This is a genomic window from Mesorhizobium sp. M0830 (assembly GCF_040319965.1).
Lineage (GTDB): Bacteria > Pseudomonadota > Alphaproteobacteria > Rhizobiales > Rhizobiaceae > Mesorhizobium.
The window spans coordinates 35417-62044 of sequence record NZ_JAMYOR010000037.1 but is presented as its reverse complement, the minus strand read 5'-3'; the positions used below and the strand labels follow the sequence as shown (position 1 = coordinate 62044).

Here is a 26628-nt window from a genome sequence, read left to right as displayed (position 1 = left end):
TGATCGCAGTTTCCGGTGCGCGCGCCGCCGACGCCGTCGTCGTCGCCGAGCCGGAACCCGCTGAATACGTCAAGATTTGCGACGTTTACGGCGCTGGCTACTTCTACATCCCCGGCACCGAAACCTGCCTGCGCATCGGCGGCTATGTGCGTTACGACATCAGCGGCGGCGACGTCGGTTCGTTCGACGGCGCGAAGACCCGTGACGTGCAGGATGGCACCGAGGAGGATACCTGGCGCAAGAAGGCCCGCTTCACGCTGAAGACCTGGACCGGCCAGGAAACCGAACTCGGCACCTTGAAGACCTTCACCGAGACCCGCTGGAACTTCGGTAATCGCAACGGCTATGCCACCGCATCTGGCAATCCTGCTGGCAACTCGGGCGTCTCGCTGAACTTCGCCTGGATCCAGCTCGGTGGCCTGCGCGTCGGTAAGGACGAATCGGCCTTCAATACGTTCATCGGCTACGCCGGCAATGTCATCCAGGATACGCTGGTTCCCTACGGCGATTTCGACACCAACGTCATCCAGTACTACTTCGATGCCGGCAACGGCTTCTCGGCAGTCCTGTCTCTTGAAGAAGGTTCGGGCGCTGGCACCGATGGTTTCTACGGCGCTGGCACGATCGACAGCTACGTTCCGCATGTCGTCGGCGGCGTGAAGTACACGCAGGGCTGGGGCGCCATCACCGGTGTCGTGGCCTATGACAGCAACTACGAAGAAGTCGCCGGCAAGGTCCGCTTGGACGTGAACGTCAATGACGCCATACAGCTGTGGGTCATGGGCGGTTACGGTTCCGACGACAACCTGTCGGATCCGAGCTATGTCTTCGATGCTGGCGGTCGCGGCTTCTTCAAGCAGTGGGGCGGCAACTGGGCAGTGTGGGGCGGTGGCACCTACAAGTTCAACGAGAAGACCTCGTTCAACGCTCAGATGTCGTATGACGAATGGATGAACCTCGGCGTCGCAGCGAACATCGCCTATGATGTTGTTCCTGGCTTCACGGTCACGGCCGAAGTCGACTACCTCAATGCAGGCAAGTTCGACGACGCCGACTTCTCCAACTGGACCAATGCCGACAGCAAGAGCAACATCGGCGGCATGCTCCGCTTCCAGCGCTCGTTCTAAGGGCTGGCTCCTTACAGGTGAAATCCAGCCCGGGCGTTTCAACGCCCGGGCTGTTTTTGTTTCGTGACTGGGTCAAGGAAAACAGAAGGAACAGGGGGAACGGTAGCTGAATAGGGTCCGTGTGTGATTCCGTGGGATCCGCTGATGGGCGGATGAAATCACAACTGCGTGATTCAAATCTCTTGAAAGGACGCCTCCAAGCGGATAGGGCTGATCTATCCCACTCGGGGGTGTGGCAAATGATGACGAACGAAGCGATTCAAGAGGGTGAGCCCTCTGATCATTTTTCGATGTTTTCTTCTCAAAATTCGACGATACGATACAGTTACAACAAGATCAGAGAAGTAAAGTCGTGCAGGGTCGGAGAGCTTTTTTTAGCATACCGGGACATATTGTGGGATGATGGGCGGCATAAGTACAATGTCAGCTCATTCATCGGCGAAATAGATGAAATTCTCCTTGGGGAGCGTTTCAGCGCCTTTGACCAGAGTACCCTGGACAACCTTATCGGCACCTTGCGCCAGCGCGGCAACAGCAACGCAACCATCAATCGAAAGATGGCTGCTCTCAGCAAACTGCTGCGCAAGGCTCATAAAATGGGAGATATCCACAGCCTGCCCGAGTTCCGCCGCCAGAAGGAGCGGGCGGGGCGGATTCGTTTCCTCGAGAGAGACGAAGAGGCCAGGCTGTTCGCCGCCATCAAGAGCCGCAGCGAGGACGCTTATAGGCTTTCAGTCTTCCTGGTCGATAGCGGATGCCGTCTCGGTGAGGCGCTCGGGCTGATCTGGAATGACATTCAGGAGCATCGCGTCAGTTTCTGGATCACCAAATCCGGTCGCAGCCGCACCATTCCGATGACCGAGCGGGTCAAGGAGGTCATCAAGCTGCCACCCGCCGAAGGCCGCCGGCCCAAGGGACCGTTCACCAAGCTCAGCCAGGCACAGTTCCGTGCCATCTGGAACGATGCAAAGGCCGAAGTCGGCCTCGGCGCCGACGACCAGGTGGTGCCGCACATATTGCGCCACACCTGCGCCTCGCGTCTTGTCCAGGGCGGCATCGACATCAGGCGCGTGCAAATGTGGCTCGGCCACCAGACGCTGTCGATGACCATGCGCTACGCGCATCTGGCCACCAACGATCTCGACGGCTGTGTCATCGTGCTGGAAACGCCTCGATCGGCCCAGCCGGCCGGCAACTGCGCGCAAGGCTCCGTGTTTTCCTCGCCTGTGACGGTGCCTTCGTCGCCGACCGCAGCGCGGAAACTAAGGGGCGAAGCCGCTGCGGCAAAGGAATTGCCGAAAGCGCCCAGGAAAAGTGCAAAAGCCAAATAGCGACTGGAAGAGCAAGTCTATACTATAGTAGTTTTGGCGGGACGCTGTTTATTCTTGGACTTTATTCAGGGCTATTCTGCTGTTCGGCCCGGTCGAGAAAAGCTGCAATGTCGTCGGGCAGGCTGCTGGTCTCGAGGAATGGTGCATGGCCCTGATCCGCGACGGTTATCGCTTCCATCTTGGAATGGCGCTCTCTCATCTGTTGCAGCGTGTCTGGGGACAGCAACTGCGAATTGGCGCCGCGTATGGTGAGCAGAGGAATCGCTGCCAACGCCTCGAATTGCGGCCATAGATCAGGCAGCGGCTGCGTCAGGTCGAGACTGGCAACTGTGTCGACCAGCTTCGGGTCGAAATCCGGCACCAGGCCACCATCCGTTTCGCGGCAGAGGGCCCATACCATCCGATCCCAATCCGCCCCGGCAAGGGCAGGGAAGTCCTTGCCATGCACGCTGCGCTGGGCGGCAGTCGCCTGTGCGCGGGTTTTCGGTGTCCGGTCGCGCTCGAGATAAGACTGGATGTGGGCAAGCCCGGCCGCCTCGATCACCGGTCCGATGTCGTTGAAAACAATGGCTTTCAGCGTAGCCGGCCGCATCATCCCAAGCACATGGATGATCAACCCGCCGCGCGACGTGCCGATGAAGGCCCCCTCATTGACGCCGAGCGCCGCCAGCCCGGCAAGGATGTCGCCAGCCTCGACGCCGACATTGTAGTGGCCGATGTCGGGGTCGTAGTCGGATTGGCCGCGCCCGCGATAGTCGAAAGCGATGACTTTGCGCGGTTGCTTCGCGCTGCCTGAAAGGTAGAGCGCGAGCTCATGGAAGTCGCGCGCATTGCGGGTGAGGCCGGGTAGGCAAACGACCGGCCAACCTGTGGCATTTGCCTCGCCATAAATCCGGGCGTGAAGCTTGAGCCCATCCGTTGAGGCATAGAAAAAATCGGAAAAGCCTTCGTGGTTTGGCATGCGGATTCCTCCGTCGTGTAGATCGTCTGCGACTGCTACAGGCGGCGGCACGGACGGTCAAATTGAAGGAAGTAGCGCGGGAAATTTTGAAATTTGGCGGGACAGCACCCCCTCTGGCCTGCCGGCCATCTCCCCCGCAAGGAGGAAGATTGGCAGCGTCGGCGCTCAGCCCATCCTGTGGTGTTGGAGATTGGCAAAGGCCGGCGTGACATTCGATCTCCCCACTTGCAGGGGAGATGCCCGGTAGGGCAGAGGGGGATGTGAAGGGACTCGACTCAAAGATGTAGAGCGCTGGGCAAATACCGCAACAAGAAGGCGGTCACACCTATCATGCCTCAATTCCGCCCGTTCACCAGGTCTCCAACAATGTCGTATTTGCCCGAAATACGCATCTTGTAGACCTCGTAATTCTCCATCACGCGCTGCACGTAACTTCTTGTTTCTGTGTAGGGAATCCGCTCAATCCAGTCGACGACCGCATCGATGTCCTTACCGCGCGGGTCGCCGTATCGGGCCACCCACTGGCTGGCCCGGTTTGGGCCGGCATTGTAGCCGGCGAAAGTCAGTACGTAGGAGCCGTTGAAGCGTTCGAGCTGCTCGCCGAGGAACGCGGCGCCCAGCGTCGCATTATAGCCGGCGTCGGTGGTCAGCCGCATCTGCGAAAACTGCAATCCGGCCTTCTTCGCCAATTGCTTGGCGGTTCCCGGCATCAGCTGCAGCAGCCCGCGCGCGCCTGCGCTCGAAACGGCGCCGATATTGAACTCGCTTTCCTGGCGCGCGATCGCATAGGCCAGCGCCTTGCCCGAGCCGGAAATATCGGCCGAATCGGGAATGACGCCGAGCGGATGCGACAGCGCGCCGACATCGATGCCACGCGCGCCGGCAATCTTGCCGATTTTCAGCGCCATGAAATGGTTGCCCTGCTTTTCCGCAAGGACAGCCAGCAGCGCCAGTTCGCCCGGACTGGTCAACTGCCCGGCAAGGTCGCGATAGAGCGTCTCGGCGTAGCGGTCGTAGCCTGCTTCTTGCAGCCGCTTGATGGCGCTGACCGCCTCGCGGCCGGCAAAAGTCTGCCGGTCGGCGGCACTTGGCGAGGGATAGACGATGTTCAGCGCCTGCCGGCCGACACGTTCGGCGGCAAGCTGGCCGTAAAATGTCGTTCCGTAGGCAGCGGCGCGTGCAAAATAGTCCTTGGCGTTGCCCGGGCCACCGACTTCCGCCGCACGGCCGAGCCAGTAATAGGCACGCGACAGCGTCATTGGCCCCTGCGCTAGGTCGGCGATGCCCTCGAAATGCGTTGCCGCGAGCTTGGGGTCGTTCAGGCCACGCAGCGCGTACCAGCCGGCATGGAATTCGGCGTCCACCGCATCGGTGGCACTTTCGGCGGCGTGGCTTGCGACGATCCGGTAGGCCGTCTTCATGTCGCCCTGGTCGACCAGTTCGCGCGACAACACCCGGCGCTCGACCCACCACGCATCAGGATCGACCAGTGCATCGCGATCGGTCGGTGCCTGCGTAACAATGGCTGCGGCGCCGGCAAAATCCTGTTGCTTGCGCCGATATTCGGCTTGCGCGAACAAATAGCCGGCCGAACGTTGTGCCGCCGGCACCGCCTTCAGCAGTTTGGCAGCGCTCTTGTCACTTTTGCCGACCGCTGCCCAGGCGTCCGCAAGCTGGCGCGCGCCGGCGAGATCGGCGACACGCAGTGCGGAATTTGCGCGGTCGGCATAGAACATGCGCTCCATGCGGAAACGGTGATCGGCAGCCGGGATCAGGCTGCCGAACTCCTTGATCAGCGCCGTCTCGTCCTTGGCCTCCAGGATCGCGGTGCGCCAGAACGGCGACAGCACCGAACGCGCCGCCTTGACGTTGCCCGATGCCACATAGGCGTGGGCAAGCGCCATCACGCCTTCGAATGTCTGCGGCTGGCTGCCGTCGAATGCCGCAATGATGACGTCTGCGGCAGGGTTCTCGCGATAAAGTGCGCGCTCGCTGTTCTTGCGCAGCGCGACGGTGCCCGGCCAGTTGGGCAGCATCTTCGCCGCGGCGGCTATGTCGCCGCTCGGAACCTTGTCGCCGCCATAAAGCGCGATCGCCCAGGCAAGGATGTGCTGGTCGAGCGAATGGGCGGGAAGGGCATCGCGCACCGCACGGGCGCTGGTACTGTCGCCAGCCGCTAGCGCATCCAGCCCGCTCTTCAAAAGGGTGACGCCGGGCGAGGTATCTTCTTGCGCTTTGTCCCGCAGACCGGGCATCGGAATGGCCGAGCTTGGCAACGGAATGGCCGAAGTGAGCTGTACATCGACGCTACCGCCGATCGCCATGCCCGGCATCAGCGAGAGCGTGGCGCCAAGCAGCGCTAAGAGGTGAGGCCGACTGGCCAGCATGATCTTTACGTCTTTCCCTGTCCTGGCATTCTACCAGCAGGCCGAGAAGGCTCGAAGCCTAAACTTAGGTCGTGAAGAGCTCGTAAACAAAGAGTTAGCGAGGCCGTTCGAATTGCGCGCTGACACCATGGCAATGCTTGCCGCGCAACAATGTCGAGACTATGGTGCGCCGCTTCGCTTTCGGCTAGAAGGCGCGCACGACAAAACACCGATGCATGTCGCCCAAGAACTGGATACCGGTTTTGGGACGATGGCCTGCATAAACAATGAAGTCCCAAGGAGTTGGACGATATGCTGAGAGGCTCGCTTACTGCGCTCGTGACACCGTTCGAAAAGAGCGGGCGTTTCGACGAGAAAGCCTTTCGCGCGTTCGTCGAATGGCAACTCGCGGAGGGCACGGCGGGACTGGTTCCCGTGGGCACGACCGGCGAGTCGCCGACGCTGTCGCATGACGAGCATCGCCAGGTCGTCAAGGTGTGCATCGAGGTGGCCAAGGGACGCGTTCCGGTCGTCGCCGGCGCCGGTTCCAACAATACCGAGGAAGCCGTCGGCCTGGTACAATATGCCGAGAGGGCCGGCGCCGATGCCGCTCTGGTCGTCACGCCCTATTACAACAGGCCGACACAACGCGGCCTGTACGAGCACTTCGCGGCTGTCGCCAGGGCGACCAAGCTGCCGATCATCATCTACAACATCCCGCCGCGCTCGGTGATCGACATGATGCCGGAGACGATGGGCCGGCTCGCGCACGACTTCAAGAACATCGTCGGCGTCAAGGATGCGACCGGCAAGGTCGAACGGGTCTCCGAGCAGCGCGCGACATGTGGCAAGGACTTCATCCAGCTTTCGGGCGAGGACGCTTCGGCGCTTGGTTTCAATGCACATGGCGGCGTCGGCTGCATCTCGGTGACCTCGAACGTCGCGCCGCGGCTGTGTGCCGAATTCCAGGAGGCGACCCTGTCCGGCGACAGCGCGAAGGCACTGGAACTACAGGACCGTTTGCTGCCGCTGCACAAGGCGATCTTCGTCGAGCCTGGCGTTTCCGGCGCGAAATATGCGCTGTCTCAACTGGGCAAGGTCGAGAATGTGCTGCGCTCTCCGCTGGTCACGATCGAACAATCGACCGCAGAGAAGATCGATGCGGCGATGAAGCACGCCGGCTTGATTAATTAGCGATGAGGCGCCACCTCTCCACATCATGAATCAAGTCAGAAAAGCCGATCCCAACAACAAGACCGTTTCGGAAAACCGCAAGGCGCGGTTTTCCTACGAGGTGCTCGACACGGTCGAGGCCGGTCTGGTGCTGACCGGCACCGAGGTCAAGTCGCTGCGCCAGGGCCAGGCCAACATCCAGGACAGCTATGCCTCGGTCGAAGGCGGCGAGATCTGGCTGATCAACTCGTATTTGCCGGAATATCTGCAGGCCAACCGGTTCAATCACGAGCCGCGCCGGCGCCGCAAGCTGCTGCTCAACAAGCGCGAGATGGCGAAACTGGCGCAAAGCGTCGACCGCGAAGGCATGACCCTGGTGCCGCTGAAAATCTATTTCAACGATCAGGGCCGCGCAAAGCTGCTGCTCGCGGTCGGTCGCGGCAAGAAGTTGCACGACAAGCGCGAATCCGAGAAGCAGCGCGACTGGTCGCGCGAGAAGGGTCGGCTCTTGAAAGAGCGTGGGTAGGTAAAACAGCGCGGGTAGGCTGGGGCCATTCGTTTGAAGAACCGGATTGTCCTCTTGGGTTTGGCCAGCCTTGCCGTGGTATGTTTCGTCGCAGCGGGCGGCTATCTCTATTTCAGGTCATTCTCGCCGGACCGCGATAGATATCCGGTCAGGGGCATTGACGTCTCCCATCATCAGGGCCGGATCGACTGGCGGCGCGTTGCCGCCGACGATGTCGCCTTTGCCGTCATCAAGGCGACGGAAGGTGGTGACCACATCGACGATGCCTTCGCAAGGAATCTGGAAGAGGCCCGGGCTGCCGGTCTGGCTGTCGGCGCCTATCATTTCTTCACCTTCTGCCGGCCAGGTGGCGACCAGGCGAAGAATTTCATCTCGGTGGTACCGCGCGATCGGCCCTTGCTGCCGCCGGTCGTCGACATCGAGTTCGGCGGCAACTGTCCGCAGCGACCAACTCCGGAGCAACTTAGCGCCGAACTGGCGGCGTTCCTCTCGCCTGTCGAGGCGGCGTTCGGCAAGCCGGCAATCATCTATCTGACCGACGAGGCCGCGCGGACCTATGCCGGGCGCATCACTGCGCGCCCGCTTTGGCTTCGCTCATTGCTTCAGCAGCCGGACCGTGACGACTGGGTCTTGTGGCAATACCACAACAGGGGTCGCGTCGACGGCATCGATGGCGATGTCGACCTGAATGTGCTGCAGGGTGGGCCAGCGGTGTTGAACGTGCTGTCTGCGCCGCTGCGCTGACAGTCTGCCGACGCCAGATTCTATTCCCCGCAGAACATCCGCTACGTCCGCAGGAATGTCGCTATCTGGCTGAAAACACCAACGAACATCGCCTCGGTCAGCACGCCGGTATTGGTATTGTAGCGTGAGCAGTGATAGCTCGAAAACAGCGTGATGTCCCCGGCCGGCAGTTGTCCGCCATGCTTGAACGGATAGGCGGCGACACGCCTACCCAGTGCCCGCACCGTCGACTGGTGCGCGATCGATCCCAGCGCCAGTACGGCGCGCAAATTGGGGAACCGGGCAATCGTCGGCACCAGGAACGTACGGCATGTGGCGATTTCGGCGCCCGCCGGCTTGTTCTCCGGCGGGACGCAGCGCACCGCATTGGTGATCGCCGTGCCGACCAGTTCCAGTCCGTCATCCGGCCGAGCCTTGAACTCGCCGCGTGCAAAGCCGTGCAAAATCAGGGTCGAGTAGAGCAGGTCGCCGGCAAAGTCGCCGGTGAAAGGGCGTCCGGTACGGTTGGCACCGCGCAAGCCAGGCGCCAGTCCGACGATAAGCAACCGAACCGTGGCATCGCCTTCCGGCGGCAGGAAAGTCGGCACCGGCGCATTGAACCAGGACGGTTCGCGCTGCCGCCACTCGGCGATGAAATCATGCAGCCGTGGGCAGAGCGGGCAATCGCGATCGGGTTCGGATGCGGAACGGGCGGTCAAAGCGACCGGCCTCAATAGTCGTCCTCGTCGACTTCGGCCGGCTCTGGCCGGCGCACCGGCCGCTCGGACGGATCGCGGCCAACCTCGTTCTTCAGTGTCGTCAGGTCGATGAAATGGTCGGCCTGGCGACGCAGATCGTCGGAAATCATCGGCGGCTGAGAGGCCATGGTCGAGACGATCGACACCTTGCGGCCACGCCGCTGCAGCGCCTCGACCAGTGTGCGGAAATCGCCGTCGCCGGAAAAGATGACGTAGTGGTCGACGACATCGGCGAGTTCCAGCGCATCGACCGTGAGCTCTATGTCCATATTGCCCTTGATCTTGCGGCGGCCCGTCGAGTCGGTAAATTCCTTGGCCGGCTTGGTAACCACCTTGAAGCCGTTATAGTCGAGCCAGTCGATCAGCGGACGGATCGAGGAGTATTCCTGATCCTCGACCAGCGCCGTGTAATAATAGGCGCGCAGCAGATAACCACGCTTCTGGAAGCTCGCCAGAAGCTTGCGATAGTCGATGTCGAAGCCTAGCGCGCGCGACGTCGCATAGAGATTGGCGCCGTCGATGAATAGGGCGATTTTTTCACGAGGGTCGAACATGGAAAATTATTCCTTCTCGAAATAAATGGCCGTCTTAACGAAATGCGATAGCGACGTTCGGTCAGGCTCATAATAAACCGGCTGACCTCTATGCCATCCGAGATAGCGCCAGTTTCGCGGCAATCCAAGGGCGTGTCGCAGCACAGCAAGCAATTGTGATCGGAACACCGAACGCATACGTACAGGCTGATTTTGCGGAATCGGGTGTTTGACCCAGAGAATGAGCGCCCTGCAGTCCCGCCATTGCCATGATGCTTGTATTTTGGCGGCGTTCGGGTTATGGACCGCGCCTGTTTTCCATCAAATCCATCGCATGAAAGGGGCATCCATGGCCCGCGTAACCGTTGAAGATTGCATCGACAAGGTCGACAACCGCTTCGAGCTGGTGCTGTTGGCCGGCCACCGCGCCCGGCAGATCAGCCAGGGCGCACCGATCACCGTGCCGCGTGACAACGACAAGAACCCGGTCGTGGCGCTGCGCGAGATCGCCGACGAGACCCTGTCGCCCGACGACCTCAAGGAAGATCTGATCCATTCGCTGCAGAAGCATGTCGAGGTCGACGAGCCCGAAGCTGATGGCGAAGCGATTGCCGATCAGACCGGCGCCGCTGTCGCGGCCACCGACGCCGACGACACCGAGGAGAACATCACCTTCGATCGCATGACCGAGGAAGATCTCCTGGCCGGCATCGAGGGCCTGGTACCGCCGGAAAAGAGTGACGACTACTAAGCGAGCGCTCTGGGCCTGCCTGGAATACGTTTCCGGCACTTCCGTCCAGTCAGTTTCGTGGCTATCTAGGAGATGCGCCGTACGCTAGTGCGGCGCATCAATCATTTCACCGCTGCGAGATCCCGCCCATGATGCGTCAGTATGAGCTTGTCGAGCGCGTCCAGCGCTACAAGCCTGACGTCAACGAGGCGTTGCTCAACAAGGCCTATGTCTATGCCATGCAGAAGCATGGCCACCAGAAACGCGCTTCCGGCGATCCCTATTTCTCGCATCCGCTCGAAGTCGCCGCCATCCTCACCGAAATGCATATGGACGAGGCGACGATCGCGGTCGCCCTGCTGCACGACACGATCGAGGACACCACGGCGACACGGGCCGAGATCGATGAGCTGTTCGGGTCCGAAATGGGCAAGCTGGTCGAGGGACTGACCAAGCTGAAGAAGCTCGACCTCGTGTCGAAGAAGGCCGAGCAGGCGGAAAACCTGCGCAAGCTTCTGCTGGCGATTTCGGAAGACGTCCGCGTGCTTCTGGTCAAGCTCGCCGACCGCCTGCACAACATGCGAACCCTCGACCATATGCCGGAGGCCAAGCGCCTGCGCATCGCCGAGGAGACGATGGAGATCTATGCGCCGCTGGCCGGACGCATGGGTATGCAAGGCATGCGCGAAGAGCTCGAGGAGATCGCCTTCCGCTTCATCAATCCGGAGGCCCATCGCGCCGTCACTGCCCGGCTCGCCGAAATCTTCGAGCGCAACAAGGGTGTGCTGTCCGAGATCGAAAAGGCGCTGTCGGGGCTGTTCGAGAAGCATGCGATCAATGCCAGCGTGAAAAGCCGTCAGAAGAAGCCGTGGTCTGTGTTCCGCAAGATGGAGGCCAAGGCGCTGTCCTTCGAGCAGCTGTCAGACATTTTCGGCTTCCGCGTCGTCGTCGACACCATCGAGGACTGTTACCGGGCGCTTGGCGCCATTCACACGACATGGTCGATGGTGCCGGGCCGCTTCAAGGATTACATTTCGACACCGAAGCAGAATGACTACCGATCGATCCACACCACGATCGTCGGGCCGTCGCGTCAGCGCGTCGAGCTGCAGATCCGCACCCGAGAGATGAACAAGATTGCCGAATACGGCGTCGCCGCCCATTCGATCTACAAGGATACCGGCGGCAAGACGAACGGTGCCGCCCATGCGATCTCGAAAGAGACCAACGCCTACGCCTGGCTGCGGCGCACCATCGAGCAGCTTGCCGAGGGTGACAATCCCGAGGATTTCCTCGAAAACACCAAGCTGGAGCTGTTCCAGGACCAGGTATTTTGCTTCACCCCGAAAGGCATGCTGATTGCGCTGCCGCGCGGCGCGACACCGATCGACTTTGCCTATGCGGTGCATACCGATGTGGGTGACACCTGCGTCGGCGCCAAGGTCAACGGCCGCATCATGCCGCTGATGACGGAACTGAAGAACGGCGACGAGGTCGAGATCATCCGCTCCAAGGCACAGGTGCCGCCGGCGGCGTGGGAATCGGTCGTCGTCACCGGCAAGGCGCGCTCGGCCATCCGCCGCGCCACCAAGAACGCCATCCGCAAGCAATATTCAGGTCTCGGCATCCGCATCCTGGAACGCGCCTTCGAGCGCGCCGGCAAGACTTTCACCAAGGAGAGCCTGAAGCAGGTGCTGCACCGCTTGGCGCGCAAGGACATCGAGGATGTGCTGGCCTCGGTCGGGCGTGGCGAGCTTGCCTCCGCCGACGTCATGAAGGCAGTATTCCCCGACTACAAGGACGAGCGCATCACCACGGCCGCACCCAAGCCGCGCGAGGAGGGCTGGTCGAAGATCCGCAATGCCGCCGGCATGCTATTCCAGATTCCGGGCCGCGCCGCGCGCAAGGACAAGGACCAGCCACGTGATGGCGCCGTGCCGATCCGCGGCGTGCGCGGCGACCTGCCGGTGCGTTTCGCGCCGGAAGGCGCGGTCCCTGGCGACCGCATCGTCGGCATCGTCCAGCCGGGCACCGGCATCACCATCTATCCGATCCAGTCGCCGGCGCTGCAGGCTTTCGATGATCAGCCAGAACGCTGGATCGACGTGCGATGGGACATTGACGAGCGCACCAAGGAACGCTTTCCGGCGCGCGTCTCGGTCACCGCCATCAATGCACCGGGTTCGCTCGCCGATATCGCCCAGGTGGTGGCATCGAACGACGCCAACATCCACACGCTGTCGATGGTGCGTACCGCGCCCGACTTCACCGAGATGCTGATCGATCTCGAGGTCTGGGATCTGAAGCATCTCAACCGGCTGCTGTCGCAGCTCAAGGATAATTCGAGCGTCAGCGACGCACGGCGTGTGAACGGGTGAATAGTGAATAGTGAATAGTGAATAGTGAATAGTGAATAGTGAATAGTGAAAGAAGGTGCTCACCACCATTCACCATTCACCGCATGGAGCAAACAATGAACACTGATGAAGTGCTGGACATTTTCCGCGAGGCCGGTGCTGTTCTGGAAGGGCATTTCATTTTGACCTCGGGCCTGCGCAGTCCGGTCTTCCTGCAGAAGGCGCGCGTGTTCATGCATGCCGACAAGACCGAACGGCTGTGCACGGCGTTGGCCGAGAAGATTCGCGCTGGCGTGCCCGGCAAGATCGACTACGTCGTCGGCCCGGCAATCGGCGGGCTGATCCCGGCGTACGAGACTTCGCGCCATCTCGGCGTGCCGGCGATCTGGGTCGAGCGGGAAGGGGGCGAGTTCCGCCTGCGCCGCTTCGAGATCACCAAGGGCGCGCGCGTCGTCATCGTCGAGGACATCGTCACCACCGGCCTGTCGATCCGCGAGACCGTCGCGTGCCTGCGCGAGCTTGGCGCCGAAGTGGTTGCCGCGGCCTGCATCATCGACCGTTCGGCCGGCAAGACGGATGTCGGCGTGCCGCTGATCGCACTCGCCGAATATGAGGTTCCGGCCTATCCGGCCGACCGGCTGCCGCCGGAGCTGGCCGCCATCCCGGCGATCAAGCCCGGCAGCCGCAACATCTGACCATCCATGTCGCCCAAAAGTGTGGAGCGGTTTTGGGGTAACGAGATGCATGAAAACAAATTGGATATGATTGCCGGCATCGATCATTTCGTGTTGACGGTCGCTTCGCTGGAAGTGACCTGTGACTTTTATCAGCGCGTGCTGGGCTTTGAACGCATCGATACGCCGGGCCGGCCGACAGCACTGGCTTTCGGCACCCAGAAGATCAATGTGCATGAGGTTAGCCGCACCTTCGAGCCGAAAGCCAAGGCGCCGACGCCGGGCTCGGGCGACTTCTGCTTGATCACAGACCGGCCGTTGGGCGAAGTCAGCACCCATCTTGCTGCCAATGATGTGGTGGTGGAACTAGGTCCGGTCGAACGTGTCGGGGCCCGAGGACCGATGATGTCGGTCTATTTCCGCGACCCGGACGGCAATCTGATCGAGGTCAGCGAATACCTCCCATAGCCGCAGGCCAGGCTACGCCTTTCGGCGATCCGACTGTCCGTTCCTTAAATTCGCCGCTATTGTCCAATGTTCGAAGCAAGGACTGCCACCGCGAAGGCGGCAACAAGCGCGCACGAAAGGGTTTGGTTGTTCTCCCGCCAGCGCGTCGCTATATCAAGGTTGCGATTGCCATAGGGTGATCGTCAAGCGCAAGATGTGGCTGTCACGTCCGGCTGAAAGTGCCGGCGCGGAACCTGTGGAACGGGAACAGAGTGCTTTTTCGACGCCGCAAGCCTGATGGCCTATTCGAACGGGTGCGCACCTACCTTTGGCCGCGCCGCTCGTTTTCGCGCTCCCTTCAATATTTTTCCAAACGCATCCTGCGGCTGAAGGCCACACCGCACGCGGTGGCGGCCGGCGTCGCTGCCGGCGTCTTCGCTTCGTTCTTTCCCGTCGGCTTCCATTTCATCATCGCCGCCGTCCTTTGCTGGGTGATTGCCGGCAATCTCGTCGCGGCGGCACTCGGCGCGGTGTTCTTCGGCAATCCGCTGACATTTCCTCTGCTGTGGGGCGCCTCCTGGGAAACAGGCAAGCTCATCCTGCATGATCGCCTGCCGCAGCACGGGCCGCCGGCACATCTGGGCGAGATGCTGCATAGCCTGTCCTTTGCGCAATTGTGGAAACCTATCCTTGAGCCGATGCTGATCGGCGCGATTCCTCTCGGGTTGGTGTTCGGACTGCTGTTCTATGGCGTCACGCGCTGGGGCATGAACGCTTTCCGCGAGCAGCGGCGCAAGCGCCTGGCCGAGCGTGCACGCCGACATCAGCAATCGTCTCATCCTGGCGCCAGCATCGGTTCCGCCGCACGATGATCATCGGCATCGGCAGCGACCTGATCGATATCAGACGCATCGAGAAGTCGCTGGAACGTCACGGTCGGCGTTTCATCCAGAGAATCTACACCGAGGTCGAAGAGGCCCGCTCCGAGAACCGCCGGGCGCGTGCGGCGTCCTACGCCAAGCGCTTCGCCGCCAAGGAGGCCTGTGCCAAGGCGCTGGGCACCGGTCTGGCGCAGGGCGTGTTCTGGCGCGACATGGGTGTCGTCAACATGCCCAGCGGCGCGCCGACCATGGCGCTGACGGGAGGCGCACAGGCGCGGCTGGCCAAAATCCTGCCAAACGGTCATCGGGCGGCAATCCATCTCACAATCACGGACGATTTCCCGCTCGCCCAAGCCTTTGTGATCATCGAGGCGTTGCCCGTCGAAGAAGCGCCACATTGATTGCATCTGACGACCGGCATTGACGTTGCCCAGCGCGCGCCGAGACTCTATACCATCCAACGCACAATCGAGGACGACATGAGCGTGGCTGAAAAAACTGTGAAGAAATCCGGCGGCCTTGGCGAGACCGTCAGCGTCATCGTGCAGGCGCTTTTGCTCGCCCTGGTCATCCGCACGCTCTTGTTCCAACCCTTTTCGATCCCATCGGGATCGATGCGGCCGACGCTTCTGGAAGGCGATTATCTGTTCGTCACCAAATGGTCCTACGGCTATTCGCGCTATTCGCTGCCTTTCGGCCCCGACATCTTTTCGGGTCGCATCTGGGGCTCCGAGCCAAAGCGTGGCGATGTGGTGGTGTTCAAGTTCCCGCCGGATCCGTCCGTCGACTACATCAAGCGCGTTATCGGCCTGCCCGGCGACAAGATCCAGGTCAAGGACGGCCAGCTTTTCATCAACGGCGAAGGCGTGCCGCGCGTGAAAACCGGCCAGATCGACAATCCCGACATTACCGAGGAATCGCGCCCTATCGACGTCTATCGCGAGACCTTGCCCAATGGCGTCAGCTACGACACGCTCGACTTGAATTCGAACTCGATCGGCGACAATACGCGCGAATTCGACGTGCCGCCCGGCCATTATTTCATGATGGGTGACAACAGGGACAATTCCGCCGACAGCCGTTTCACTGTCGGCTACGTTCCCGCGGAAAATCTGGTTGGCCGCGCCAATCTTGTTTTCTTCTCTATCGCCGGCAAGGCGAGCCCGCTCGAAATCTGGAAATGGCCGTCGCTGATGCGTGCTTCGCGCCTGTTCCACTTCGTCAATTGATGGCTTTGAAGCGCCCGACAGGCGAAACACTGGCCGGTTTGGTGAAGGCCAAGACCGGCCACGTCTTCAAAGATATCCGCTTGCTTGAGACCGCCTTGACGCATTCCAGTGCGGTCAAGGCGGCAAGCAACAATCAGCGTCTGGAATTCCTTGGCGATCGCGTGCTTGGGCTCGTCGTCGCCGATATGCTTTTCGAAAGGTTCCCTGACGCCCCGGAGGGTGAAATCGCGCCGCGCTTCAACGCGCTGGTCGATGCGAAAACATGCTCCGAGATCGGCATCGAAATGCAGCTCGAGGATCTGGTCCGGGCCGACGCTGCCTTGAAGATGCGGTCGCGTGGCTCCGGCGGAAACTATCTGGCGGATGCGGTCGAAGCTCTGATCGCGGCGGTCTACGTCGACGGCGGCATCGAGGCCGCGCGGCGGTTTGTCCTGCGTTACTGGGAACCGCGCTCGCGGTCGGTGGTGACAAAGCCGCTCAATCCGAAATCCGATTTGCAGGAATGGATTGCCAAGACCAGCGATGCACGCCCCGAATATGTGATCGAAAGGCGCGAAGGCCCGGACCATCAACCTGTCTTCACGGTGTCCTTGCAGGTCCGCGGCTTTGCGCCGATAAGCGGCACCGGCGGCTCACGCAGGGCCGCCGAAGAAGCAGCGGCTTCGGCGTTTCTTTTGCGCGAAGGCGTCTGGGCAACCGCATCGGCTCAAAAAACGGAGGGCGCGGGGCGCTCTAGAGAAGGGAGCGCGGCATGACCGCTACCGAAGAGCCGGCAATGGAAGCTGCCCCGACGCATTCCGGCTTCGTCGCCCTGATCGGCGCGCCCAATGCGGGCAAGTCGACGCTGGTCAACCAGCTGGTCGGCGCCAAGGTGTCGATCGTCACGCACAAGGTGCAGACGACCCGCGCCATCGTGCGCGGCATTGCCACGCATGACAATGCGCAGATCGTTTTCGTCGACACGCCCGGCATTTTCAAGCCGAGGCGGCGGCTCGACACGGCGATGGTGACCACCGCCTGGGGTGGCGCCAAGGACGCCGATATCGTGCTGCTTTTGATCGACGCCGAGCGTGGTATCCGGGGCGACGCGGACGCCATCCTGGAACGGTTGAAAGATGTGCGCCAGCCTATGGTGCTGATCCTAAACAAGGTCGACCGCGTCAAACACGAGGCGCTGCTGGCCTTGTCGGCGGCGGCCAACGAAAGGGTGCCGTTCAAGCGCACCTTCATGGTTTCGGCGCTCACCGGCTCCGGTTGCAAGGACGTGCTCGATTATCTGGCTGAGGCTCTGCCGGCCGGCCCATGGTACTATCCGGAAGACCAGATCTCGGATCTGCCGATGCGCCAGCTCGCCGCCGAGATCACCCGCGAAAAGCTTTATCTCAGGCTGCATCAGGAACTGCCCTATTCCTCGCATATCGAAACCGAGAAATGGGAAGAGAAGCCGGACGGCTCGGTGCGTATCGACCAGACGATCTATGTCGAGCGCGACAGCCAGAAGAAGATCGTGCTCGGCCACAAAGGCGAGACCATCCGCGCCATTGGCCAAGCGGCGCGTATGGAGATAGCCGGCATCCTCGAACAGAAGGTGCACCTGTTCCTGTTCGTCAAGGTGCGCGAGAACTGGGGCGACGACCCCGAACGCTACCGCGAGATGGGGCTCGAGTTTCCGCGCTAATGCGGGATCCGGACCTGAAGGTCCACGCATGGAAAAAGCGGGACCCGGAAAAGACTATGCTCAATAAATCCGCTTCCGGTCCATGGTCAGCAGGCTGAACATCGACACAGCGCTTGTCAGCCGACTGGTCGCCACTCAATTTCCCCGCTGGAAGGATCTTGCGGTCAGGCCGGTCGAGTTTGGCGGCTGGGACAACAGGACCTTCCATCTTGGCGACGAGATGACCGTGCGGTTGCCGAGCGCCGCGGCCTATTCCCTGCAAGTGGAAAAGGAGCACCGCTGGCTGCCAAGGCTGGCGCCATTGCTGCCGCTGCCGATCCCCGTGCCGTTGGCGATGGGAGTTCCGGCTGAAAATTATCCCTGGCCTTGGTCCATCTACCGCTGGATCGAAGGCGAGACGGCAAAGCGGGAGCGTATCGCCAGCCTGCCGCAATTCGCGACGGATTTGGCCGCGTTCCTGGTTGCCTTGCAGCGTATCGATCCCACAGGCGGCCCGGCGCCGGCACAGCACAACTTCTTTCGGGGCGGACCGCTGACCGTCTATGACAACGAAGCGCGGCAAGCGATTGCTGCCCTCGACGGCAAGATCGATACCGCCGCCGCCAGCGCGGTCTGGGAAGCAGCGCTTGCCGCAACATGGCACGGCGCGCCGGTCTGGTTCCACGGTGACGTCAGTTGGGGAAACTTGCTGGTCAGGCAAGGCCGGCTCAGCGCGGTGATCGACTTCGGAACCTCGGGCGTCGGCGATCCCGCCTGCGATCTGGCGATCGCATGGACGCTGTTTGAAGGCAAAAGCCGGGAAGCGTTCCGCGCCGGCGTTCCGGCTGATCAGGCGATGTGGGCGCGCGGTCGTGGCTGGACGCTTTGGAAGGCGCTGATCACCGTTGCCGGGCAGATAGACGTCAATCCGGTCGAGTTTGAGAAATCCCGATATGTGATCGACGAAGTGCTTGCCGAACACGCGCAGCGGGCCTGACGCGCCACGGCGATGCGGCCAAGAACCCCGATTGATGTCTGAAAGATTCCGTTATTTTGATAGGACGGGCCGATATTGTTCAGCGTTCTCTGGTTGAAATATATGATTAGCCGCGAAACTATCGAAATATATATTGAATATATGACGTCGTGCCGATTGTGCCATCGAGATATGCATAAGTGTTATTTGTGCAACACGGTATTAAACTGTTTCAAGGAATCACCGTTATTTCCCAAATCGTCATTGAAGGCCGAAGATCGATGGGTATGTTCGCCCTCGAAAAGGGGGCGCGGTGCGAACCTTTTTCGTTGTGGGGATGAGGCGGGAAAACATTGCCGCCAGCCACAAATCCGAAAGCCATTTAAAACTTTGACTGGAGAGGTCAGAAAATGAACATCAAGAGCCTCCTTCTCGGCTCAGCCGCGGCACTTGTCGCGGTCAGCGGCGCGCGCGCCGCGGACGCTGTCGTCGTCGCCGAACCGGAACCGGCCGAATACGTCAAGATCTGCGACGTCTACGGCGCCGGCTACTTCTACATTCCGGGCACCGAGACCTGCCTGCGCATCGGCGGCTATGTCCGTTATGACATCGGCGTCGGCGATGCCGGCTCGCTTGATGGTGTCAACCATGTCCCTGACCATCAGAGCGACAGCACTCATTCGACCTATTACAAGAACACACGCTTCACACTGAAGACCTGGACCGGTCAGGAGACCGAGCTCGGTACCCTTAAGACCTACACCGAGACCCGCTTCAACTACGGCAACAGCAGCGGCGACTATTCTGATCAAAGCGCCACCAACGCGAACGACTGGCAAGGCCGTAACAAGTCTCTCTCGCTGCGTTTCGCTTGGATTCAGCTCGGCGGCCTGCGCGTCGGCAAGGACGATACTGCTTTCGATACGTTCATCGGCTACGCCGGCAACGTCGTCCAGGACACGCTGGTTCCGTATGGCGGGCAGGAGAGCAACGTCGTTCAGTACTACTTCGACGGAGGCAACGGTCTCACGGGGTTGGTCTCTCTTGAAGAAGGCGCCGGCAAGGTCGGCACCATCGACAGCTATGTTCCGCATGTCGTCGGCGGCTTGAAGTACAAGGGCGACTGGGGTGCGCTCACGGGCGTCGTCGCCTATGACAGCAATTACGAGGAAGTGGCCGGCAAGGTTCGTTTGGACGTCAACGTGAGCAAGGAACTGACGTTGTTCATCATGGGCGGCTACGGCACGGACGACAATCTCAACGACAATGCGGGCAACGCCATCGATGCCAGTGGTCGCGGCTTCTACAAGCAGTGGGGCGGCAACTGGGCGGTCTGGGGCGGCGGCACCTACAAGTTCAACGACAAGACCGCGTTCAACGCCCAGGTCTCTTATGACGACTGGAAGAACCTCGGCGTCGCCGCTAACGTTGCCTATACCGTTGTGCCCGGCTTTACGGTCACGGCTGAAGTCGACTACCTCAATGCTGGTAAGTTCGAGGACGCCGACTTCAACAACTGGACCAAGGCTAACAAGAAGAGCAGCGTCGGCGGCATTCTCCGCTTCCAGCGCTCGTTCTAACGGATCGACTGACCTTACCAGCCCGCCCGCAGCGATATGCTGCGGGCGGTTTTTTTATGCGCTGTGCCGGCATCAGCCCGTCAAGCATCAAACCCAACCCTTGATTTCGCTATCCAACCGGTGAAATGCTTAGGGCATGGAATGGCGCGACGAGGGAATCATTCTCGGCACCCGCAAGCATGGCGAAACCAGCGCCATTCTCGAGGTGATGACGCGTACGCATGGCCGTCATCTCGGCCTTGTTCGGGGCGGCCGTTCGCGCAAGCAGCAGCCTGTCCTCCAACCGGGCAATCGTGTCGACCTGTTGTGGCGGGCGCGCCTTGACGAGCATCTCGGCACGTTCCAGGCCGAGGCGATAGAGATGAACGCGGCCCGCCTGATGGACAGTGCCGTCGCCGTCTACGGGCTGCAGACCATGGCCGCGCATCTGCGGCTGTTGCCCGAGCGCGACGCGCATGAAGGTCTCTACGAAACGCTTGCCGTGATGATCGCCCATCTCGACGATGCCGATGCCGCCGGCGAACTGGTGGCGCGCTTCGAGCTTCTGGTTCTGGACGAACTCGGCTTTGGCCTCGATCTCAGTCAATGCGCCGCTACCGGCACGCGGCAGGACCTGGCCTATGTCTCGCCAAAATCGGGTCGCGCTGTATCGCGTGAAGCAGGCGCACCATGGCGCGACAAGATGCTGGCTCTGCCGGCCTTCTTGCAGCGCGGCTCCGGCCTGCGCGCGGATCCGACTGATGTCGAAGACGCCTTCCAGCTGACCGGTTTCTTCTTAACCCGCCACGTCTATGAGCCGCGCGGCATAGAGCCGCCCGACGCTCGCGCCGGCTTCCTCGCCGCATTGCGCAAACACCATGCGCGCGGCAAGACCATAGCCGGCGAGGATGCGGCCAGAGAAATCATCACATGAGCGAGGTCGAGCTTTATCCGGGCCGGGTCTCGCTGCTCGGCCTCGGCACCATTCCGCATGCCGACATCCTGAAATACACCGGCTTGGAATTGCTGCAGCGCATCGTCGACGGCAAGTACCCTGCGCCGCCAATCTCCTTCCAGCTCAGCTTCGCGCTGACCGAAGTGTCGGAAGGCCGTGCCGTGTTTCGCGGCGTACCCAATGAGCGCCATCTCAACCCGCTGGGCGGCGTACATGGCGGCTGGGCGGCGACTCTGCTCGATTCGGCCCTGGCCTGCGCAGTGCAGACGCTGCTCGAAAAGGGCGAGGCCTACACGACAGCGGAGTTCAAGGTGAACTTGACGCGACCCATCACGCCGAAAACCGGCGAGGTGGTCTGCGAGGGCAAAGTCATTCACAAAGGTCGCACATTGGCCGTATCGGAAGCGACGTTGAAGGATGCCGGCGGCAAGCTGCTGGCTTTCGGCACCGAAACATGCTCGATCTTTCCGGCCGCCAATCTGACGGCAGTTTGAGTTTTGCGGCCGTTTGGCCGCCGCATTTGAGTGTCACTAAAACTGTCAGCGAAAACCGGCCTGGTTTGGGGGAACCGCCATGTTTGAGAGCCTGATCGGCCTTGTCGCCATCATCGCCTTGTTCGTCATCGTTTCGCGCCAGCAAAGCCGCATCGGCCTGATCGAGCGCGAGCTTGGCGCGCTGCGCAGCCTCGTGCTTTCAGGCGTCGTGCCGTCCAAGGCCAGGCCGTCCGAACGGGCCTCACCCGACAGCGCGCCCGCCGATGTGGCTCCGGCCGTAGCAGTCGCGGCCGACATTCCCTCGCCAGCGATAAGCGAGCCCGTGGTCGCACAGCGGTCGCCCGCCACGGAAGAGGAAGCCCCGGAGGCCGGGCCATGGGCTCCAAGCAAGACGGCACCGAAGGCAGCGGAACCTTCCGCGCCGACCGCTCCGGCGAGAGCCGCCCGCCAGTCGGATGTCGAAACGGCACTCGGCACCCGCTGGGCGGTCTGGGTCGGCGGCATCGCGCTGGCGCTGGGCGGCCTGTTCCTGATCCGCTACACCATAGAGGCCGGTATTTTCGGCCCCGGCGTAAGGCTGACCATGGCCGCGGTGCTCGGCCTGGTGCTGGTCGCCGGCGGCGAGTTCATCCGTCGCACAGGCTTTAGAGTGCCGGTGCAAGGCGTTGCCGGTGCCTACATTCCAGCGATTCTGACCGCCGCCGGTGCCTTCATCCTGTTCGGCACCGTCTATGCCGCGCACGGCATTTATGGCTTCATCGGCCCGGCATTCGCCTTCACGCTGCTCGGCGCCATCGGCGTTGCGACGATCGCCGCCGCCCTTGTCCATGGTCAGGCGCTGGCCGGCATTGGCCTCGTCGGCGCCATGGTGACGCCGGTGCTGGTCGCCTCGCAGGCACCCAATCCCTGGGCGCTGTTCGGTTATCTCGCGATCGTGCTTGCCGCCACCGGAATCATCGCCCGCATGCGCGACTGGAAGGCGCTGATGGCGGCGGCCTTTTTCGGCACCGGTGCCTGGACCATCCTCTACATGACCGATGCGCCGGAGGCGAACCTCTCCGCCATCCTGTTCATCGACGCCGTCACGCTGGCCGTGCTCGCCCTTGTCTGGCTCGCCCGCCGTGGCGATGAAGCCGTGCAAGCCAGCGTTTTCGACTGGCCGTCCATCGTGCCTGGCCTGTTCGTCGCATTTTCGGCGCTGGGCCTGTCGGTCGACCCGGTCTTCGCCGCCGCCGGCTATGCCTTGCCGGGCGCGGTGGTGATCGCCGCAATGGTGGCCGTGGCGCTCTATCACCCGCTGGCGCTGCCGCTGCTTTATGCCGCCGGACTGGTCACCGTGCTGATCTACCTCGGCATTATCCCCCCAACATCGATCGTTTCCGACCTTTCGGGCGGGGCGCTGGGCGTCGATGGACTGCCAGTGGCCATGTCCAATGCGCTGACAATGCGCATAGGCATCGCACTTGGCCTGGTCTTCATCGGCACCGGCTTCTGGGCCGCGCGCAGGTTCGCCGCCGGAACGCAGATCCGCCCCGCCTCATGGGCGGCATGGGGCGTCATCGTTCCGCTGGTCATCTTGGTGGCGCTCTGGTTCACCTTCGGCAATCTCGACCGCGACTTTGTCTATGCCGCCGTCGCGGCACTGCTGGTCGTCGTTTTCGCCGCCGGCGGCGAGTGGATCGCGCGGGCCGAGGATCCGCCCCTCAAGGGTGGTATCGTGGTGTCGTTTGCCTTGGGCGGCGCGGCCGTCGCCGGTCTCCTGATGCTGCATATGGCTTTCGATTCCGGCTGGACCACCATCCTGCTCGGTGCGGCGGCCATCGTGCCGGCGCTGGCCACGCGCTGGCGCTCCTATCCGGTGCTCGGCTGGATTTCGGTCGGCGCGGTGATCGCAGTGCTTGGCCGCGTCGCCTTCGACCCGACCATCGTCGGTGCGGAGTTCCTCTCCACGACACCGGTGTTCAACTGGCTGCTGCCGGGCTACGGTGTGCCGGCGTTGGCCTTCGGCTTCGCCGCCTGGCAGCTCGCGCGCACCACCCCCACACTACCAATGGCTGGCAATGGCAGGCCGCGCCTGGCTATGGAAGCAGCAGCGGCACTGTTTGCGCTGCTGACGCTCGCCATGCTGGTGCGCCATGCCATGCATGGGGGCGTCATCGACACGGGTGCTATGACGCTCGCCGAACAGGCGATCTACACGCTGATCGCCATCGGCGCCGGCGCCATCCTGGTCGCCATCGACATGCGTTCGCCAAGCTCGGTGCTGCGCTATGGTTCGATGGCCGCCGGTGTGGCTTCGGTCGCCTTCATCGTCATCCGGCACTTCGTGGTGCTGAACCCGTTGTTGTCAGACGAATCGACCGGCCGGATCCCGGTGTTCAACCTGTTGTTCCTCGCCTATCTCTTGCCGGCCATCGCTGCCGGCGGGCTGGCGCTCTACACCAGGGACAAGCGGCCGAAATGGTATGCGCAGATGCTGTCCGTGGTGGCGGCCGTGCTTGCCCTGGCCTATGCCACACTGTCGGTCAGGCGGCTGTTCAAGGGCGAGTTCATCGGCTTGTGGAGCGGGCTCGGCCAGTTGGAGACCTACACCTATTCGGCGCTCTGGCTGATCATCGGCGTCGCCCTGCTCACCGCCGGCGTATGGCTGAAGTCGCAGGTGCTGCGCATTGCCTCCGCCGCGCTGATCGCGATCGCCGTGCTGAAGGTTTTCATCTTCGACATGTCGGAGCTGGAAGGTGTGCTCAGGGCACTGTCCTTCATCGGCCTCGGCGCCGTGCTGATCGGCATCGGTCTGTTCTATCAGCGGCTGCTGACGCGGGCGGCCAAATCTGAAGTCGGGTAGGGCTCAAGCCAGGTCGGTCTGCGAAAAATCGTTGCCCTTGTAGAGCAGCGGTATCCGGTGAGCCTTGGCACACGCGTAACTGAAGCAATCTCCGAAATTCAGCTTGGCGGGATGGCCCACATATCGGCCATAGTCGCGAGCGGCTTTGATGGCGAGTTCGCGGATTCGTGCATCTATTGGTATCTCTACAGCTCTAAGCTCGGCCAGGAAGCCTACAACGATCGTTTGGCACCGATCGATTAAGACTGCTGGTGTCAGGGCTTGGTCGCCGTTTTCCGCCAGGGATGTACTGCGGGCTATCCCAATGATCGCTTCGAATGCGGAGCTCGGAGAAAAATAGAGCTTGTCGGCACGTTCAGCTTTTCCTAGCAGACTGTCCGCATCTGCCTCCTGCAGGAGGATCGCGATGATAGCCGAAGCATCAAGGAACATCAGGTTCTCCCCATCCTTCGTCCATGAATTTTTTCATGTCGAAGTTCGGGTCACGAGGACCAAGCGCGCTTGCAGCGTCCTGAAACTTCTTGATGCGCTCGCTCAATGGAAGGACGGCGTTCGTCCGTTCAAGCTCGCGCTTGAGGGCAATCCGGACCGCTTCCGTCTTTGTCGGCGCCTTGATCGCAGACTGCAACTGGCGAGCCAGCGCGTCGACCTCGTCATCACGGATGTAAAGCGACATACTCGGCTTCCTCGTCAGACGTATATCTTAAGTTGAATATACAGAATATACGATTTTGAATATACATTCTCCCGGGCGGATTTTCAATTCTGCCGGATGCGTTTTCGTCTATCGTGCGGAAAGACGAGATACCCTCTCAGTTTTCTGCCGGGAATAATTTAGCCGGTCATGTCGTTATCTCATTGCTTGGGTGACCGGGGCGGCGGACCGCTTCGCGCTGGCCGCTTGCGCCGCGCTCGGAAGGCGCGTTCAATCGCTATCAACAATGGTGACCTCAGAAACAGCGGTCATGGACGAAAAGAAGGCAGCAATCCTTGGCGAAATACCGCGCCTGCGCCGCTACGCACGCTCGCTTTTGCGCGACCGCGACGCTGCCGACGATCTCGTCCAGGATTGCCTCGAGCGGGCGCTTGTGCGGCTCGATAACTGGCAGACAGGAGAAAGCCCCCGTAGGTGGCTGTTTACGATCATGCATCATTTGTTCATCGACCAGATGCGCAAGGTGAACCGCCGCGGCGAGGCGGCGATGCTGCCATTAGCGGCCGCTGAGGCAGTCGCCCAGCCGTCCGAGCAGATGGAGAGCATCGCCTCGCGCGAGATCATCGACGCGTTGCAGGCGATCAGCCCCGACCGCCGCGCAGCCCTGGTCATGGTTGCCATCGAAGGCTTCTCCTATGCCGAAGCCGCCAGCATTCTTGCCGTGCCCGCCGGCACGCTGATGTCGCGCATCGCGCGCGGGCGTGAGGAATTGCGCGGATTGCTGGACGACACGGCGCGTCGCCGCGCGATAAGGATCGTCGAGAAATGATCCGCCGTGACTTCTCCGAACGTGACATCCACATGGCGCTCGATGGCGAGTTGCCCAGCGACGAGCGCGCCGCCTACGAAGCCTGGCTCGACGCCAATCCCGAGATGAAGGCCAAGAGCGCCCGCTTCACCGCCGATCGGACGGCGTTGCAGGCCGCCTTCGCCGGAGTGCTGGACGAACCCGTGCCTGCGCGGTTGCGCAAAGTCGTGCTCGGCGAGGCACCGGTCAAGGTCGCGATGCCACGCTCGCGCTGGTGGCTTGCCGCGGCCGCTGCTGTGCTTGTGGTCGCCGGCGGGCTTGGCGGCTACCTTGCCGGCATCGATGGCATCGGGCAGGAGAACCCGGCGGAGGATCGGCTGGCCGAGCAGGCAATCGCGGCCCATATCGTCTTCGCCGCTGAAAAGCTGCATGCTGTCGAAGTGCCGGCCAGCGACAAGGATCATCTGGAGACCTGGCTGTCCAATCGGGTAGGACTGAAGCTGGTGGCGCCGGACCTGACCGCGAACGGTTTCCAGTTGGTCGGCGGCCGGTTGCTGCCAGCCGGAGAGAGCAAGGCCGCGATGCTGCTCTACGAGGACGACAAGGGCCAGCGCATATCTCTCTTCGTGACGGCACAATCAGCGGAGAACGCCAAGGGAACTTATGCATCGGCGCAGGACGGTCCCCGGGCCGTCTACTGGCTGGACAAGGGCTATGGCTGCGCCGTCGTCGGCTCGCTGCCGCGCGAGCAATTGGCCATCGTGGCAAAGAGCGCCTATGGTCAGCTTCTGGCCGGCCTGGCCAGTTGAAAGGCGCCGCTTTTGATGGCAACACCGATCTATATTGGTGATCTGGTTCAACGC

The 26628-nt window shown here is 61.7% G+C and carries 27 protein-coding genes; 21 read left to right on the top strand and 6 right to left on the bottom strand.

Annotated features, from left to right (window positions below; all coding sequences use genetic code 11):
- Positions 1 to 2: 2 nt before the first annotated feature.
- Positions 3 to 1127 carry a porin gene (locus NKI20_RS21200; RefSeq protein WP_352833889.1) on the top strand — a complete coding sequence of 375 codons (1125 nt, stop codon included), beginning with the start codon at positions 3 to 5 and terminating at the stop codon, positions 1125 to 1127.
- A 239-nt stretch (positions 1128 to 1366) separates the two neighbouring features.
- A complete protein-coding gene (locus NKI20_RS21195) occupies positions 1367 to 2458 on the top strand; it encodes a tyrosine-type recombinase/integrase (protein ID WP_352833886.1) in 1092 nt (363 codons plus the stop codon).
- A gap of 61 nt (positions 2459 to 2519) precedes the next feature.
- On the opposite strand, the gene NKI20_RS21190 is transcribed toward NKI20_RS21195, so the two are convergent.
- Both NKI20_RS21190 and NKI20_RS21185 read right to left on the bottom strand, forming a co-directional pair.
- On the bottom strand, positions 2520 to 3419 hold the full coding sequence (locus NKI20_RS21190) for an alpha/beta fold hydrolase (RefSeq protein WP_352833882.1): 900 nt from the start codon (positions 3417 to 3419) through the stop codon (positions 2520 to 2522).
- Positions 3420 to 3754: 335 nt separating this feature from the next.
- Positions 3755 to 5806, bottom strand: a complete 2052-nt coding sequence (locus NKI20_RS21185) for a lytic transglycosylase domain-containing protein (RefSeq protein ID WP_352833879.1) — start codon at positions 5804 to 5806, stop codon at positions 3755 to 3757.
- 291 nt (positions 5807 to 6097) lie between these two features.
- Between NKI20_RS21185 and dapA the strand changes: the two genes are divergently transcribed.
- Genes dapA through NKI20_RS21170 form a run of 3 tightly spaced genes read left to right on the top strand, consistent with a single transcriptional unit; the run spans position 6098 to position 8228 of the window.
- Positions 6098 to 6979 (top strand): 4-hydroxy-tetrahydrodipicolinate synthase, encoded by an 882-nt coding sequence (gene dapA, locus NKI20_RS21180; RefSeq protein WP_352833876.1) that lies wholly within the window; start codon positions 6098 to 6100, stop codon positions 6977 to 6979.
- Between the two features lie 25 nt (positions 6980 to 7004).
- Complete coding sequence (gene smpB, locus NKI20_RS21175; RefSeq protein WP_256745670.1) at positions 7005 to 7484, top strand: SsrA-binding protein SmpB; 480 nt, start codon at positions 7005 to 7007, stop codon at positions 7482 to 7484.
- A 33-nt stretch (positions 7485 to 7517) separates the two neighbouring features.
- Positions 7518 to 8228 (top strand): glycoside hydrolase family 25 protein, encoded by a 711-nt coding sequence (locus tag NKI20_RS21170; protein WP_352833872.1) that lies wholly within the window; start codon positions 7518 to 7520, stop codon positions 8226 to 8228.
- A gap of 41 nt (positions 8229 to 8269) precedes the next feature.
- On the opposite strand, the gene NKI20_RS21165 is transcribed toward NKI20_RS21170, so the two are convergent.
- Together NKI20_RS21165 and NKI20_RS21160 are read right to left on the bottom strand one after the other, a co-directional pair.
- A complete protein-coding gene (locus tag NKI20_RS21165) occupies positions 8270 to 8926 on the bottom strand; it encodes a uracil-DNA glycosylase (protein WP_352833870.1) in 657 nt (218 codons plus the stop codon).
- 11 nt (positions 8927 to 8937) lie between these two features.
- On the bottom strand, positions 8938 to 9519 hold the full coding sequence (locus NKI20_RS21160) for a LabA-like NYN domain-containing protein (RefSeq protein WP_023762095.1): 582 nt from the start codon (positions 9517 to 9519) through the stop codon (positions 8938 to 8940).
- 328 nt (positions 9520 to 9847) lie between these two features.
- Between NKI20_RS21160 and rpoZ the strand changes: the two genes are divergently transcribed.
- From rpoZ to NKI20_RS21090, 14 genes are all read left to right on the top strand, one after another.
- On the top strand, positions 9848 to 10249 hold the full coding sequence (gene rpoZ, locus NKI20_RS21155) for a DNA-directed RNA polymerase subunit omega (RefSeq protein ID WP_023762094.1): 402 nt from the start codon (positions 9848 to 9850) through the stop codon (positions 10247 to 10249).
- 128 nt (positions 10250 to 10377) lie between these two features.
- Complete coding sequence (locus NKI20_RS21150; protein ID WP_352833866.1) at positions 10378 to 12606, top strand: RelA/SpoT family protein; 2229 nt, start codon at positions 10378 to 10380, stop codon at positions 12604 to 12606.
- A gap of 95 nt (positions 12607 to 12701) precedes the next feature.
- On the top strand, positions 12702 to 13280 hold the full coding sequence (gene pyrE / locus NKI20_RS21145) for an orotate phosphoribosyltransferase (RefSeq protein WP_023762092.1): 579 nt from the start codon (positions 12702 to 12704) through the stop codon (positions 13278 to 13280).
- A 66-nt stretch (positions 13281 to 13346) separates the two neighbouring features.
- Positions 13347 to 13727 (top strand): VOC family protein, encoded by a 381-nt coding sequence (locus tag NKI20_RS21140; RefSeq protein ID WP_352728226.1) that lies wholly within the window; start codon positions 13347 to 13349, stop codon positions 13725 to 13727.
- A 251-nt stretch (positions 13728 to 13978) separates the two neighbouring features.
- Positions 13979 to 14578 carry a DUF2062 domain-containing protein gene (locus NKI20_RS21135; RefSeq protein ID WP_352599223.1) on the top strand — a complete coding sequence of 200 codons (600 nt, stop codon included), beginning with the start codon at positions 13979 to 13981 and terminating at the stop codon, positions 14576 to 14578.
- Complete coding sequence (gene acpS, locus NKI20_RS21130; protein ID WP_023762088.1) at positions 14575 to 14988, top strand: holo-ACP synthase; 414 nt, start codon at positions 14575 to 14577, stop codon at positions 14986 to 14988. The genes NKI20_RS21135 and acpS overlap by 4 nt, the downstream gene beginning before the upstream one ends.
- Before the next feature lie 78 nt (positions 14989 to 15066).
- The gene (lepB, locus tag NKI20_RS21125) at positions 15067 to 15816 is read left to right on the top strand and encodes a signal peptidase I (RefSeq protein ID WP_352599221.1); all 750 of its coding nucleotides are present in this window, start codon (positions 15067 to 15069) and stop codon (positions 15814 to 15816) included.
- On the top strand, positions 15816 to 16571 hold the full coding sequence (gene rnc / locus NKI20_RS21120) for a ribonuclease III (protein WP_352833860.1): 756 nt from the start codon (positions 15816 to 15818) through the stop codon (positions 16569 to 16571). The genes lepB and rnc overlap by 1 nt, the downstream gene beginning before the upstream one ends.
- Positions 16568 to 17494, top strand: a complete 927-nt coding sequence (era, locus tag NKI20_RS21115) for a GTPase Era (protein ID WP_352833857.1) — start codon at positions 16568 to 16570, stop codon at positions 17492 to 17494. The genes rnc and era overlap by 4 nt, the downstream gene beginning before the upstream one ends.
- 82 nt (positions 17495 to 17576) lie before the next feature.
- Positions 17577 to 18470 carry an aminoglycoside phosphotransferase family protein gene (locus NKI20_RS21110; RefSeq protein ID WP_352833854.1) on the top strand — a complete coding sequence of 298 codons (894 nt, stop codon included), beginning with the start codon at positions 17577 to 17579 and terminating at the stop codon, positions 18468 to 18470.
- A gap of 389 nt (positions 18471 to 18859) precedes the next feature.
- Positions 18860 to 20029, top strand: a complete 1170-nt coding sequence (locus NKI20_RS21105) for a porin (RefSeq protein ID WP_352833852.1) — start codon at positions 18860 to 18862, stop codon at positions 20027 to 20029.
- A gap of 136 nt (positions 20030 to 20165) precedes the next feature.
- Positions 20166 to 20942, top strand: a complete 777-nt coding sequence (gene recO, locus NKI20_RS21100; RefSeq protein ID WP_352599210.1) for a DNA repair protein RecO — start codon at positions 20166 to 20168, stop codon at positions 20940 to 20942.
- The gene (locus NKI20_RS21095; RefSeq protein ID WP_352833849.1) at positions 20939 to 21457 is read left to right on the top strand and encodes a PaaI family thioesterase; all 519 of its coding nucleotides are present in this window, start codon (positions 20939 to 20941) and stop codon (positions 21455 to 21457) included. The genes recO and NKI20_RS21095 overlap by 4 nt, the downstream gene beginning before the upstream one ends.
- A 79-nt stretch (positions 21458 to 21536) precedes the next feature.
- Positions 21537 to 24302, top strand: a complete 2766-nt coding sequence (locus NKI20_RS21090) for a DUF2339 domain-containing protein (RefSeq protein ID WP_352833845.1) — start codon at positions 21537 to 21539, stop codon at positions 24300 to 24302.
- 3 nt (positions 24303 to 24305) lie between these two features.
- On the opposite strand, the gene NKI20_RS21085 is transcribed toward NKI20_RS21090, so the two are convergent.
- Together NKI20_RS21085 and NKI20_RS21080 are read right to left on the bottom strand one after the other, a co-directional pair.
- Positions 24306 to 24734: a type II toxin-antitoxin system VapC family toxin gene (locus NKI20_RS21085; RefSeq protein WP_352663473.1), complete on the bottom strand. Its 429-nt coding sequence runs from the start codon at positions 24732 to 24734 to the stop codon at positions 24306 to 24308.
- Positions 24724 to 24978, bottom strand: coding sequence for a type II toxin-antitoxin system VapB family antitoxin (locus tag NKI20_RS21080; protein ID WP_023762078.1), 255 nt, complete (start codon positions 24976 to 24978; stop codon positions 24724 to 24726). The genes NKI20_RS21085 and NKI20_RS21080 overlap by 11 nt, the downstream gene beginning before the upstream one ends.
- Before the next feature lie 289 nt (positions 24979 to 25267).
- Between NKI20_RS21080 and NKI20_RS21075 the strand changes: the two genes are divergently transcribed.
- Together NKI20_RS21075 and NKI20_RS21070 are read left to right on the top strand one after the other, a co-directional pair.
- Entirely contained in the window at positions 25268 to 25786 is a 519-nt protein-coding gene (locus NKI20_RS21075; protein WP_023762077.1) for an RNA polymerase sigma factor, read from the top strand.
- A complete protein-coding gene (locus NKI20_RS21070) occupies positions 25783 to 26574 on the top strand; it encodes an anti-sigma factor family protein (RefSeq protein ID WP_352833841.1) in 792 nt (263 codons plus the stop codon). The genes NKI20_RS21075 and NKI20_RS21070 overlap by 4 nt, the downstream gene beginning before the upstream one ends.
- Positions 26575 to 26628: the final 54 nt, after the last annotated feature.

What these genes read in the sequence shown, in the direction of transcription:
- NKI20_RS21185 (WP_352833879.1), bottom strand. Translation starts at nt 5,806, where the DNA reads ATGCTGGCCAGTCGGCCTCACCTCTTAGCGCTGCTTGGCGCCACGCTC.
- pyrE (WP_023762092.1), top strand. Translation starts at nt 12,702, where the DNA reads ATGAACACTGATGAAGTGCTGGACATTTTCCGCGAGGCCGGTGCTGTT.
- rpoZ (WP_023762094.1), top strand. Translation starts at nt 9,848, where the DNA reads ATGGCCCGCGTAACCGTTGAAGATTGCATCGACAAGGTCGACAACCGC.
- NKI20_RS21190 (WP_352833882.1), bottom strand. Translation starts at nt 3,419, where the DNA reads ATGCCAAACCACGAAGGCTTTTCCGATTTTTTCTATGCCTCAACGGAT.
- NKI20_RS21105 (WP_352833852.1), top strand. Translation starts at nt 18,860, where the DNA reads ATGAACATCAAGAGCCTCCTTCTCGGCTCAGCCGCGGCACTTGTCGCG.
- NKI20_RS21090 (WP_352833845.1), top strand. Translation starts at nt 21,537, where the DNA reads ATGTTTGAGAGCCTGATCGGCCTTGTCGCCATCATCGCCTTGTTCGTC.
- NKI20_RS21150 (WP_352833866.1), top strand. Translation starts at nt 10,378, where the DNA reads ATGATGCGTCAGTATGAGCTTGTCGAGCGCGTCCAGCGCTACAAGCCT.
- NKI20_RS21085 (WP_352663473.1), bottom strand. Translation starts at nt 24,734, where the DNA reads ATGTTCCTTGATGCTTCGGCTATCATCGCGATCCTCCTGCAGGAGGCA.
- NKI20_RS21195 (WP_352833886.1), top strand. Translation starts at nt 1,367, where the DNA reads ATGATGACGAACGAAGCGATTCAAGAGGGTGAGCCCTCTGATCATTTT.
- acpS (WP_023762088.1), top strand. Translation starts at nt 14,575, where the DNA reads ATGATCATCGGCATCGGCAGCGACCTGATCGATATCAGACGCATCGAG.
- NKI20_RS21080 (WP_023762078.1), bottom strand. Translation starts at nt 24,978, where the DNA reads ATGTCGCTTTACATCCGTGATGACGAGGTCGACGCGCTGGCTCGCCAG.
- NKI20_RS21160 (WP_023762095.1), bottom strand. Translation starts at nt 9,519, where the DNA reads ATGTTCGACCCTCGTGAAAAAATCGCCCTATTCATCGACGGCGCCAAT.
- dapA (WP_352833876.1), top strand. Translation starts at nt 6,098, where the DNA reads ATGCTGAGAGGCTCGCTTACTGCGCTCGTGACACCGTTCGAAAAGAGC.
- lepB (WP_352599221.1), top strand. Translation starts at nt 15,067, where the DNA reads ATGAGCGTGGCTGAAAAAACTGTGAAGAAATCCGGCGGCCTTGGCGAG.
- NKI20_RS21140 (WP_352728226.1), top strand. Translation starts at nt 13,347, where the DNA reads ATGATTGCCGGCATCGATCATTTCGTGTTGACGGTCGCTTCGCTGGAA.
- rnc (WP_352833860.1), top strand. Translation starts at nt 15,816, where the DNA reads ATGGCTTTGAAGCGCCCGACAGGCGAAACACTGGCCGGTTTGGTGAAG.
- NKI20_RS21075 (WP_023762077.1), top strand. Translation starts at nt 25,268, where the DNA reads ATGGACGAAAAGAAGGCAGCAATCCTTGGCGAAATACCGCGCCTGCGC.
- smpB (WP_256745670.1), top strand. Translation starts at nt 7,005, where the DNA reads ATGAATCAAGTCAGAAAAGCCGATCCCAACAACAAGACCGTTTCGGAA.
- recO (WP_352599210.1), top strand. Translation starts at nt 20,166, where the DNA reads ATGGAATGGCGCGACGAGGGAATCATTCTCGGCACCCGCAAGCATGGC.
- NKI20_RS21110 (WP_352833854.1), top strand. Translation starts at nt 17,577, where the DNA reads ATGGTCAGCAGGCTGAACATCGACACAGCGCTTGTCAGCCGACTGGTC.
- NKI20_RS21070 (WP_352833841.1), top strand. Translation starts at nt 25,783, where the DNA reads ATGATCCGCCGTGACTTCTCCGAACGTGACATCCACATGGCGCTCGAT.
- NKI20_RS21095 (WP_352833849.1), top strand. Translation starts at nt 20,939, where the DNA reads ATGAGCGAGGTCGAGCTTTATCCGGGCCGGGTCTCGCTGCTCGGCCTC.
- era (WP_352833857.1), top strand. Translation starts at nt 16,568, where the DNA reads ATGACCGCTACCGAAGAGCCGGCAATGGAAGCTGCCCCGACGCATTCC.